At 61.1% G+C, this 11,745-nt stretch carries 6 protein-coding genes and 1 pseudogene; 6 read left to right on the top strand and 1 reads right to left on the bottom strand.

Translation table 11 applies throughout. The features are described from left to right. Positions 1 to 1,711, top strand: a 1,711-nt coding sequence (locus tag OOT46_RS30240) for an RHS repeat-associated core domain-containing protein (protein ID WP_322114312.1), incomplete at its 5' end; no start/stop codon positions are given. Between the two features lie 641 nt (positions 1,712 to 2,352). On the opposite strand, the gene OOT46_RS30235 is transcribed toward OOT46_RS30240, so the two are convergent. Next, positions 2,353 to 3,363, bottom strand: a complete 1,011-nt coding sequence (locus OOT46_RS30235) for an IS110 family transposase (protein ID WP_265407337.1) — start codon at positions 3,361 to 3,363, stop codon at positions 2,353 to 2,355. 389 nt (positions 3,364 to 3,752) lie between these two features. Here OOT46_RS30235 and OOT46_RS30230 point away from each other — a divergent pair, with 389 nt between their 5' ends. From OOT46_RS30230 to OOT46_RS30210, 5 genes and pseudogenes are all read left to right on the top strand, one after another. Next, positions 3,753 to 5,735 carry an RHS repeat-associated core domain-containing protein gene (locus tag OOT46_RS30230; protein WP_416136280.1) on the top strand — a complete coding sequence of 661 codons (1,983 nt, stop codon included), beginning with the start codon at positions 3,753 to 3,755 and terminating at the stop codon, positions 5,733 to 5,735. Between the two features lie 6 nt (positions 5,736 to 5,741). Beyond that, positions 5,742 to 6,194 (top strand): ankyrin repeat domain-containing protein, encoded by a 453-nt coding sequence (locus OOT46_RS30225; protein WP_265407336.1) that lies wholly within the window; start codon positions 5,742 to 5,744, stop codon positions 6,192 to 6,194. An 81-nt stretch (positions 6,195 to 6,275) separates the two neighbouring features. Beyond that, the gene (locus tag OOT46_RS30220) at positions 6,276 to 6,434 is read left to right on the top strand and encodes a hypothetical protein (protein ID WP_265407335.1); all 159 of its coding nucleotides are present in this window, start codon (positions 6,276 to 6,278) and stop codon (positions 6,432 to 6,434) included. Between the two features lie 553 nt (positions 6,435 to 6,987). Continuing rightward, a complete protein-coding gene (locus OOT46_RS30215; RefSeq protein ID WP_265407334.1) occupies positions 6,988 to 9,246 on the top strand; it encodes a hypothetical protein in 2,259 nt (752 codons plus the stop codon). Positions 9,247 to 9,875: 629 nt separating this feature from the next. After that, positions 9,876 to 11,745: pseudogene (locus OOT46_RS30210) on the top strand (hypothetical protein); the annotation flags it as partial.

The following is an 11,745-nucleotide window of genomic DNA, read 5'->3' as shown; positions in this document are numbered from 1 at the left end:
CTACGGCCGCGGCCAGCTCACCAGCCTCACCGAACTGAACGCCAGCGCCGTGCAGACCAGCCGGCTGGAGTTCGCGTATGACCCCCAGGGCCGGCTGCTGCGGCGCTGCCAGCTCTGGGGCGCGGCCACCACCTGCACCGCCGCTGACACCCTGAGCTACCGTTGGGGTAGCAGCGGCACGCAAGCTGGCCGGCTGTTGGGGCTGACCTATCCCTCGGGCCGTCAGGTCGACTACCAGTACGACGCCCAGGGCCGCATCAGCGGCATCACCACCACTCACCCGGGCAGCAGCACCGCCCAGGCCGTGGTCAGCGGCGTCGCGTACCAGACGCTCAATGTCGGCAGCTACGCCGTCAGGAGTTTCACCTTCGGCAACGGCAGCACGGCTCCAGTGCAGCGTTACAGCCGCAGTTTTGACATCGATGGGCGCATCACCGGTTTTACTCTCGGCCAGGGCGCCAGCGGCATCAGCGCTGAGCAGGCGCAGTACACCCTGCAATACGACCCGGCCAGCCGCATCACCGAGATCCGCAACGGGCCGGCCGCCACACCGACCAAGGTGGCCTACGGCTATGACAACCTGGACCGGTTGACGCAGGCCGTCCTGCCCACCGCCACCTACAGCTACGCCTACGACCTCAACGGCAACCGCACCCAGCGCATCTTGAGCGGCGCCGGCGCCACCACCACCACCTACACCTACCCGGCCACCAGCAACCGGCTGCAGAGCGTGCAGCAGGACAGCCAAGCCGCGCAGCCGATCACGACGGACGCCACCGGCAACATCACCGTCGATCCGGCCAATCCCGTCGGCACCATCAACTACGCCTACACCACCGGCGAGGGGCTCGTGGTCACCGGGCGCTTGAATGTGAGCTATGGGCCGATGGCGCGCCACGTCTACAGCCACAACGGGCTGGGGCAGCGCATCCGCAAGGCGGGCTCCACCCTCACCTCTGGCGGTGTGACCTACAGCCCGCCGGCTTACGTCGGCTCCAGCGACACGTACTTCCACTATGACGCAAGCGGGCAGTTGATCGCCGAGCGCGATGCGAACCAACTGGTCAAGCGCGAGTACATCTGGCTGTACGACACACCGGTGGCAGTGATCACCGGGGCCACGCCGACGCAGCCGGTACGGACCACGGGAACGACGCTGAATCTGCCCCAGGTGCGCTACATCCACACCGACCACCTCAACACGCCTCGGTTGATCACCGACACGGCCGGCGCCAAGCGTTGGGAATGGGTGGTGCTGAGCGAACCCTTCGGGATCACAGCGGCCAATGGAGCGCCGCAGGGACAGGTCACGGCACAGCGGCTGGACTTCCACCTGAGGTTCCCAGGCCAGTACTTTGACCAGGAGGCGTCCACGGCGTATAACTATTTCCGCACCTACAACGCTTACACCGGAAGGTACAGCCAAGCGGATCCGAGCGGCTTAGCCGGTGGCATAAACACTTATGGCTATGCAGGCGCAAGCCCGATCAAAAATACTGACCCAAAAGGACTCTGGTACACCGCGATAAGAATCGAGTTATCGAACAACTTTCTGGTGCTGCACAGCACCCCGGGGTGGCGCCCCCCCCGGGTGGTAGGAATTCACCGCATAGAAGACGCCCAATGCATCTTCTTTTGCTTTTATGAAGACCACGAATGGGAGCGACGAGAGCGGGAGCGCAATGGATACTGCAATTTTGAAGGACACTAGATGAAAAACAGATTCAAGACCGAAGCGTATTTAATGATTGGAATTCCAGTTGCAATTTTGTTGATCGGGATTTTAGCGTCAGTCATTGTCGCCAACATTTGAAGCGAAAGGCGCGAGAAATGCCTCAATGCCGGAGCCGATAGGGACGTGCAGTTGCTGGCAATGCCGCCGCAAATCGGCTTCCCCGGGTTGCAGCGCAACTGGGAGTTGGGGCAGCACGATGAATTGGGTGCTCCCAGGAAGAAGTGCTCCGCTACGAGCCATTCCTTGTCCATTCACTCGACCGCCGAGATCAGGCAGGTGACACATAATCGGATCGTTGCATTGCTGGCAGCAAACGCGCCCCACCGGAAGCTGTCACCATATACAGCAGTAGTACGAACGCCGCTTTGCGCCACTTGGCGAAAGTGGGCCTATCTACACAATAGATTCTGCCATTTGGCACAAGGCCCGTCCGTCATCAGCTCACCTGAGCTACACGTTCTGTCCTTGCGCAGAGGAAGCACAAGCGTTCGTGAACAAGTACAAGAGTTGGAATTCTTGCCTCGTGGGTTTGAGTAGCGGTGACTTTAAACCTCGGGGACCGACGGGGGTCACGGGGACCGACGAGGGGACCGACGGGGGTCAGGGACCGACGGGGGTCAGATACCGTCTTGAAAGTCAGGTTTCGGCATCGCGATCTGCAGGTTGAACGGCTGCCCCGAACGCAGCACGCCGTAGATCAGTATCGCCAGCTTGTGCATGCAGGCCCCGATGACGGCCTTGGGCGCCATGCCGGTGGCGCGCAGCCGATCCCCAAATGCCTTGACCGCCGGGTTGTGGCGGGATGCCACAAGAGCGGGCATGTACAGCGCACGGCGCATCTGGGCGTGTCCGGCTCGGCTGATCATCGATCGCCCCCGCACCGAGCTGCCTGACTCCCGCAGGCGCGGTGTCACCCCGATAAAGGCCGCCAGCGCCTTGGCGTTCTTGAATCGGCGCACGTCGCCCAGGAAGGCCATCACCTTGGGCATGGTGACCCGGCCGATGCCCGGAATGCTGGCAATCAGCTTGGCGTCCTCGCGCAGCCGTGGATGCCCGTCGATGTGATCGTCGATCTCGCGCTGCAGTGCATCCGCGCAGCGCTGCAGCCAGTCGATGTGCTCCCGAATCGAGGACGTCAAGGTCGGATTGCCGGCCTGTGCCTCCAGCCGATTGAGCTCCTGCCCTTGCATGTCCTTGATGGTTTGCAGTCGATCCACCAGCGCCCGTAGTTGGCGCAACTCGGGCGGGACGGGCTGCCAGGCCTCGGGTTCATGCTTTAGGCAGAAGCGCGCCAACAGACTCGCATCGCTGCGGTCCGTCTTGTTGCGCTGCATCTCACCTTGTGCAAAGCCTTTGACGCGCGCTGGATTGACCACCGCCACCACCCAACCGGCATCAGCCAGCGCGGTCGCGCATGCCTCGCTATAGGGGCCGGTGGCCTCCATACAGACACGGCTTTGATGGGCAGCGACACCGCGCTCGCTCAACCAATGCTGCATCTGCGCAAAGCCCGAGGGCTCGTTGGCGAACACCCGCTGCTTGAACTTGCCCCGCTCGTCCAGCAAAGCAACGTCGAGCTTGGCCTTGGACACATCAATGCCCAGCCAGAAGCGAATCACACCATCCATCGTTCCGACCTTCCTCGTATGCGGGCTCAGTGGCACAGGCCAGGCCTTGGCCCAAGTTACCGTTCGGTCTCTTGAACGAAGAAACGGTCAGGGCTGCCCATCTGACCCGCGGGTTTGGGCGCATCAAGCGCTTGACCCAGTGCCTTATCGGCATCACCCCGACCGGCCTGGCCCATCGTGCCATTGGCTACGCTGGATTCGGCAAGAGAAAGATACGAGGCCTTAAATCTTAAGTGACACACCCTGCTATGTTCCGACATGCGGGACTTCAAATTTAAGGCCTGACCCTGGCGCCTGCGCGTGCGACCATCAGCAAGGTCGACGCCGCCGGCAACGTCACCGAGCTGACGAACTCCCGCGGGCAGAAGATCTTCTACGCCTACGACCCCTTGAACCGCCCCACCACCATCACCTGGCCGGGCGGCGCCAAGACGGTGTATGGCTACGACGCCTACAGCACCACGGCCGGGGCCGAGAACTACGGCCGCGGCCAGCTCACCAGCCTCACCGAACTGAACGCCAGCGCCGTGCAGACCAGCCGCCTGGAGTTCGCGTATGACCCGCAAGGCCGGCTGCTGCGACGCTGCCAGCTCTGGGGCGCGGCCACGACCTGCACCGCCGCTGACACCCTGAGCTACCGCTGGGGCAGCAGCGGCACTCAGGCCGGCCGGCTGTTGGGGCTGACCTATCCGTCCGGCCGCCAGGTCGACTACCAGTACGACACCCAGGGCCGCATCAGCAGCATCACCACCACCGACCCCGGCAGCAGCACGCCCAAGGCCGTGGTCAGCGGCATCGAGTACCAGACGCTCAATGTCGGCAGCTACGCCGTCAAGAGCTTTACCTTCGGCAACGGCAGCACGACCCCGGTGCAGCGTTACAGCCGCAGTTTTGACATCGATGGGCGCATCACCGGTTTTACTCTCGGCCAGGGCGCCAGCGGCATCAGCGCTGAGCAGGCGCAGTACACCCTGCAATACGACCCGGCCAGCCGCATCACCGAGATCCGCACCGGCCCGGCCGCCACACCGACCAAGGTGACCTATGGCTATGACAACCTGGACCGGTTGACCCAGGCAGTCCTGCCCACGGCCACCTACAGCTACGCCTACGACCTCAACGGCAACCGCACCCAGCGCGTCTTGAGCGGCGCCGGGGCCAGCACCACCACCTACACCTACCCGGCCACCAGCAACCGGCTGCAGAGCGTGCAGCAGGACAGCCAAGCCGCGCAGCCGATCACGACGGATGCCACCGGCAACATCACCGTCGATCCGGCCAACCCCGTGGGCACCATCAACTACGCCTACACCACCGGCGAGGGGCTGGTGGTGACCGGGCGCATGAATGTGAGCTATGGGCCAATGGCGCGCCACGTCTACAGCCACAACGGGCTGGGCCAGCGTATTCGCAAGGCCGGCTCGACGCTGACCTCCGGCACGGTGACCTACAGCCCGCCGGCGTATGTCGGCTCCAGCGACACCTACTTTCACTATGACGAAGCCGGGCAGCTGATCGCCGAGCGTGATGCCAACCAACTGGTCAAGCGCGAGTACATCTGGCTGTACGACATGCCGGTAGCCGTAATCACCGGAGCGACGCCGACCCAGCCGGTGCGAATGGCAGGCACCACGCCGAACTTGCCGCAAGTCCGCTACGTCCACACCGACCACCTCAACACGCCGCGGCTGATCACCGACACGACGGGCGCCAAGCGCTGGGAGTGGGCCGTCCTCAGCGAACCCTTCGGCATCGCAGCGGCCAACGGAGCGCCTCAGGGCCAAGCAACGACACAACGTTTGGACTTCCACCTAAGGTTCCCGGGGCAGTACTTTGATCAAGAGACCTCGACTGCGTATAACTACTTCCGGACGTACAACCAGCACGCAGGTCGTTACGTCCAATCTGATCCGATCGGACTGGATGGAGGAATCAATACTTACGCATATGTGGACGCCAACCCATTGGGCGCTGCTGACCCCTTAGGACTGCAAGCGCAGGCCGCTGCGGTAGCGTGTGGCCCCTATTACTTATTTTGCGCTTGTGCGATTACGGCCGTAAGTTGGGGAGTGTATAGCTCTCAAGCTCAGCAAACGAACAACCAGAGTTCGGCGATGCACGACGCCGACAACCGAAGACAACGTCAATATGAAGCTGCAAAATTTCGGTGCGAGGCACCGAACCCTGGCCCGGAAGCGAATTGCTCTGATTTGTCAAAAGCAATCGACAGGCTGCAAAACGCAAAAGATAGATACACCTACTTCGACGCCACCTACACTCCGGGAAGGCATGCTCAAAAACTTATCGAACTAGAAAATAGAATTAAAGCGCTAAAAGATCGCTATAATAAGAACTGCACTGACTGCAAGTGAAGCATTATGATCGAAGAATTATTATCACGCTACTCAAATCATGTGGAGTTCATTGGCGACGAATTGACGAATGTTCGTCAAGCAGGAATATTTGGATCGCAGATTATTCATCTAGCATCCTTTGCCGGCCATTGCGACGACATCGAAAATGCATTATCGGCTGGAGCGAATATAGATGCTATAGGCGATCTCGGGTTATCTGCACTTCATTACGCCGTGCTCGGCGAAAGCCTGGATGCTGTAAGACTCCTGATAAGTAAAGGCGCAAATTTGACGTTGGAAAATGAATTTGGCGAAACTCCGGCGCAAATGGCTCGCATAATGGGATTCAATAATATAGAAAATATACTTTGCAATTTTGGTTGTATACCGATAGGCAGCTTTGATGGCGGGGAGGTCGCCAAGCAGCGCTGGCTTGAATTCAAATCAATTCAAGAAGGAAATTTCTTAAACCAATAGGTGGTTGGACCTGTAAAACCTTGGCAGCCCGCATGGAGGCTGGTTTGGTGAGGCGTTGTAGCAGTGGCGGAACTCCGAGACGTGAATCTACTCGATGCAGATTCCTGGAAATTTACCGAGCGCAACGCCAGCGCCGTGCAAACCAGCCGCCCGGAGTTCGCCTACGACCCGCAAGGCCAGCTGCTGCGACGCTGCCAGCTTTGGGGCGCGGCACCACCTGCACCGCCGCTGACACCTTGAGCTACCGCTGGGCCACCAGCGGCACTCAGGCGGCCGGCTGCTAGGACTGACCTATCCCTCGGGACGCCAATTCGACTACCAGTACGACGCTCAAGGCCGCATCAGCGGCATCACCACCACCCACCCGGGCAGCAGCACGCCCCAGGCGGTGAGTGCGGGAATGTGCCAGGCCGCGGGGAGCTACCGCCTCTCACGGGGTCCTGAGCCGAATAACGAGCAACAAACATCGATCAACAACGACGCTGCGGGGGAAGAACTGATGAATCAACGACACCAGGAGCACCCTGTTGTCTCGCAAAGGTCACCGGCGATAGTGCTCCCTATGCGGCAGCAGCCATGGCCTGCGCGAACTTGTGCGAAACGGCCTCTTGACTCACTCCATGTCTTTCGATTTAAACCTTACAACCCGCTAGCAGCGCTTCTGCCTCTCTGGCTCAACGGCTCTCTGCTATTCGCCCTGCCCGCTTCCGCGCAGCCTATTGAATGGAGGGACCAGTATTGCTGGACAGGGCTCGGTGCATGCTCGAGCCCCTGGACAGCAGACAAGAAAGGCATGGTTGACGACCATCGCGACAGATACTATGCGGAGTTGCTTGAGGGATCCTGCACGCAGGTCACAAAACGAGGTATTCGTTCCGCATCGGTTGTTGTTACCGACTATGGACCTGATGGGCAGCACGGATTTGCTCGAATGAAGTATGAGGTCGAGTGCAATAACGGCGACAAGAGCACCGGCTATCCATCGCGCCAGTACTATCACCGGGCCGTTGAAGTCATCAACGTATACCAAAACGGCAAAGGCGGCAGCTGCGGGGTTGGCAATCCAATCTTCCCCCTCGTCGGCGGGAAGCGGGAAGTGGTCAACACGGGCATCACATTGGGTTCTCTGCGACTCGAACTGACTTACGACAGCAGTCGGCGGCCACATGATCCTCCTGTGCCGTTGGGTACCCCGGATGCACCTTCCTTCGGTCGTTTGTGGCTGAGCAGTTTTCATCGACATCTCTCTGTGTCGGCAGGACGCCACGGGGTGACGGCCGCGAGAGGCGATGGTCGCCTGATCAGCTTCAAACGCAATAGCGCGGGTGTGTTCACGCCGGATCTCGACGTGAGAGACCGCTTGGAGGAGGTGCCGAACGGCTATCGCTACCACGAGCTGGTAACCAACACCGTCGAGACTTATACGACTCAAGGCCGCCTGACGCAGCTGGACAGCGCAAACGGCACACGGCTCAACTTCATCTACAGCACCGATGCCACACCCTCAACGATCGCACCGGGCCCAGGCTACTTGACCGAGGTGCGGAACGAACACGGTCGGGGAATCCGATTCGAGTACGAGGCCAGCGAGGGCAGTGCCCGTATCGTGAAGATTGTCGGCCCCACACAGGAGTCGATCAGCGTAGGGTATGACGGAGCCGGCAATCTCGCCAGCCTGCTGTGGCCTGACGGTAAGACGCGCCGCTACGTGTACGAACGCGTCGACCTGCCGTGGGCATTGACGGGCGTCGTCGACGAGAGCGATACGAGGTTTTCGAGCTTCGGCTACGACTTGCAGGGTCTAGCGGTTTCAACCGAGCACGCCGGGGGGGTCAATCGCTATCGCGCGAGCTATGCGAGCGCTCCGTTGAGAACGGTGACGGAGACCTACGACGAGGCGGCCAATGTCATTTGGCGGATCCATACCGTGGCTGCCCCCCAGGCCCCCGCTGTAATGCTCCCCAACGGTAGCGTCAACCAACTGGGCGTCGCCACAGTCGCCGATACGCCTCGTGTCAGCAGCCGCAGTCAGCCGGCGGGCGCGGGCTGCGAGGCAGCCACGAGCGAAGCTCGTTACGACGCACAGGGAAACGTAGTCAGCCGAGACGACTTTAACGGCAAACGCGCCTGTTACGGACATGATCTGAGCCGGAACCTCGAAACGGTGCGCGTGGAAGGCCTGTCCAATACAGCGACCTGCGGCACCTACACGGCACCCGCAGCCGCCCTCCCCTCCGAGGCTCGCAAGGTGAGCACTCAGTGGCATCCCGACTGGAGCCTGCCGACCCAGGTGGCCGAGCCACGACGCGTTGTGACGACGGTCTATAACGGCGAGCCGGATCCTTTTGTCAGTAACGCCATCGCTAACTGCGCACCTGCCGATGCCAAGCTGCCAGACGGCAAGCCGATTGCGGTGGTGTGCAAGCGGGTCGAGCAAGCGACGACCGACGTTGACGGCTCCAAGGCCTTCTCCGCCACCCCGGCCACCGGCGTCGCAGCACGCCAGTGGAGCTACACCTACAACCAATACGGCCAGGTGCTCACCGAGGACGGCCCACGCACCGACGTGGCCGATGTAACCCGCTACGAGTACTACCCCGACACCACCGCCGAGTGGACCCAGGGTGACCTCAAGCAGGTCACCAATCCCGCCGGTCAGGTGATGAAGTACACCAAGTTCAACGCTCATGGCCAGGTGCTGAGCATGAGCGACGCCAACGGTGTGGTAACGACCTACAGCTATGACCTGCGCCAGCGAGTGAAGTCGGTGACGGTCGGCAGCGAGCTGACGACCTACGACTACTACCCGACAGGTCTGCTGCAGCGGGTGACCCAGCCCGATGGCAGCTACATCGAGTACCGCTACGACGACGCACATCGCCTGGTCAGCCTCCACGACGGCCTGGGCAACACGGTGAGCTACACCTTAGACAACGCCGGCAACCGGACTCAGGAAGAAGTGAAGGACCCTGCCGGCGTGCTGATGCGCAACATGACCCGCGCCTACGACGCCCTAGGCCGTCTGCAAACTGTCACCGGAGGGCTGCAATGAACGGCCGCCCTGCCCCGACCACAAACCACAACAACAATCCCGCCTCGGGAGAGGACCTCATGATGTCCCGACCAGCAAATGACGCCCGCCAGCAAAGCATGGCTGCCTCCGACATATCTTTTCCTATGCCTGTCGGCCGCTACGCCGAGAAATTCCTATGCAAGGAGAACGTGTCAGCAGAATCAGGTAGCTGGATAAGCACTTACATATATGAACTGCGCCGCCGGCTCACCTCAGCAGTAATAATCCGCCGGCTTAAAGGATGCTTCTACTGGTCCATGACCCCCTTGAAGTTTTCGTTGCAAGCATTGCAGATAAGTGCAATTGCCTGCAGCGTCTTATGGCCCTCATTGTCCTGGGCGGAGATGGCCTACAGCGTTTGCAGAGCTACTGGGCAATCGCCTCCTAATCCCGAGTGTACTTCGTGGGCGAGCACCGCAGAAGCCGCGTGCCAACGCTACGAGCCCATCTATGTTGAAACTTATCCCTCTCATGCAGAGCCTGGCTGGACCATCACGCGCATCCACTACATCGTGCCAAATGGCTCGTGGTGTTATGCTGGCCGTGACTTATTCAACACCATCACTAATAGAGCCATTACGAATACTCCCGCGAATGTCGGGAATTTCTTGATTCGCAGCTTTACTCGGACGGATGCCTATTTGCCTACGGACAGCTGCGGCGTCGGCAACCCCATCTATCCGTCCGTCGGAAGCAAACGTGAAACGGTTGGATTGGGTGTCGCGTTGGAAGGCTGGGAGTTGAAGCTCAGCTACGACAGTGCGCGACGCGTTCCCGATACCAGTGGGCCTTCGATTCAAGCGATCGGCGTGGAGATGGACGCCGGCGGCTTCGGGGAGCTGTGGCAGAGCAATTGGCACCGCCGTATTACTTCACAAGCCAGGGGCTTGGTGGCCACCGCATCGCGTGGCGATGGACGCTTGGTCAGCTTCAGTGGGAATGGGCAAGGCATCTTCAGTCCCCGCACCCCTGGCGTCCACGACCGTTTGCTCTCAAGTAGTCTGGGCTACGTGTACTACGATGCCAGCTCCGGTGCCATTGAGACGTACACCCCGGAAGGCAGGCTAACCCATGTCGCCCTCCAGGGAGGCGCGACTCTGACCTTCCGCTACAGCGACGGCTCCACCCCATTCGCGGTGGCACCGGCACCGGGCTACTTGATCCAGGTGCAAGACAGTCGCGGACGGCAAGTGCGCTTCGAGTATGAGAAGGCGGGCAGCACGGTACGTGTGAAGAGGATTATCGGAACTGCCGGCGAGCCGTTTGGCATGGAATATGACGCTGGAGGCAACTTAGCTGCATTGCACTGGCCTGATGGCAAGAGCCGCCAGTTTTTGTACGAGCGGGCCGACCTCCCGTGGGCGTTGACAGGCGTGATCGACGAAAACGCGAAGCGGAAATCGACCTTTAGCTATGACAGCGAGGGGCGAGCCATCTCTACAGAACGCGCCGGCGGTGTCGCACGGTACAGCACGACCTACGCCCAGCCCCCGTCTCGGGCCACGACGGTTGAATATGACCAACAGGCCTGGCTTGTCCGATACACCCATGGGTGGAAAGTGCCTGCTTCGTCCGAACTTCACTTGCCAAATGGAGGGACGAGTAAGTGGAGTATCGTCGACGTAGGCGGTGTCCCCCGTATTAGCAGTCGCAGCCAGCCTGCAGGCGCCGGCTGCAGCGCCTCCGTCAGCGAGGCGGGCTACGACGCGCAGGGCAACGTCACCAGCCGGGACGATTTCAACCAGAGGCGCACGTGCTACGACTACGACCTGAGTCGCCATCTTGAAACGGTCAGGGTCGAGGGGCTGAGCAAAGCCGCTGTGTGCAGCTCGTACACGGGGGCCAGTGCGGCCTTGCCGGCGGACGCGCGCAAGATAAGCACCCAATGGCACCCCGAGTGGCAGCTACAAACCAAGGTGGCGGAGCCCCGGCGCATCGTCACGACGGTCTACAACGGTCAGCCCGACCCGTTCGACGGCAATGCGGTGGCGAGTTGCGCTCCGGCGGACGCCAAGCTGCTCGACGGCAAGCCCATCGCGGTGGTCTGCAAGCGGGTCGAACAGGCCACCACCGATGTCGATGGTTCGCAGGGCTTCTCTGCACCCGTGGCCACTGGCGTCGCCGCCCGTCAGTGGATCTATACCTACAACCAGTACGGCCAAGTCCTGACCGAAGACGGCCCGCGCACGGATGTGGCGGACGTCACCCGCTACGAGTATTACCCCGACACCACCGCCGACTGGACCCAGGGCGACCTCAAGCAGGTTACCAATCCCGCCGGGCAGGTGACCCGGTTCACCAAGTACAACGCTCATGGCCAGGTGCTGCAGCAGATTGACGCCAACGGTGTGGTGACCTCGTACACCTACGACCTGCGCCAGCGCCTCAAGACCATGACCGTCGGGACTGAACTGACCCAGTACGACTACTACCCCACCGGCCTGCTGCAGCGCGTGACGCAGCCCGACGCCAGCTACG

It is taken from the genome of Aquabacterium sp. A7-Y, from assembly GCF_026153205.1.
GTDB lineage: Bacteria > Pseudomonadota > Gammaproteobacteria > Burkholderiales > Burkholderiaceae_C > Caldimonas.
The sequence above is the reverse complement of the archived record's forward strand: the minus strand, read 5'-3'. Positions and strand labels throughout refer to the sequence as shown.

Bases quoted from the DNA above. Each gene is read 5' to 3' on its own strand.
- OOT46_RS30235 (WP_265407337.1), bottom strand. From the start codon at position 3,363: ATGGATGGTGTGATTCGCTTCTGGCTGGGCATTGATGTGTCCAAGGCC.
- OOT46_RS30225 (WP_265407336.1), top strand. From the start codon at position 5,742: ATGATCGAAGAATTATTATCACGCTACTCAAATCATGTGGAGTTCATT.
- OOT46_RS30215 (WP_265407334.1), top strand. From the start codon at position 6,988: ATGGTTGACGACCATCGCGACAGATACTATGCGGAGTTGCTTGAGGGA.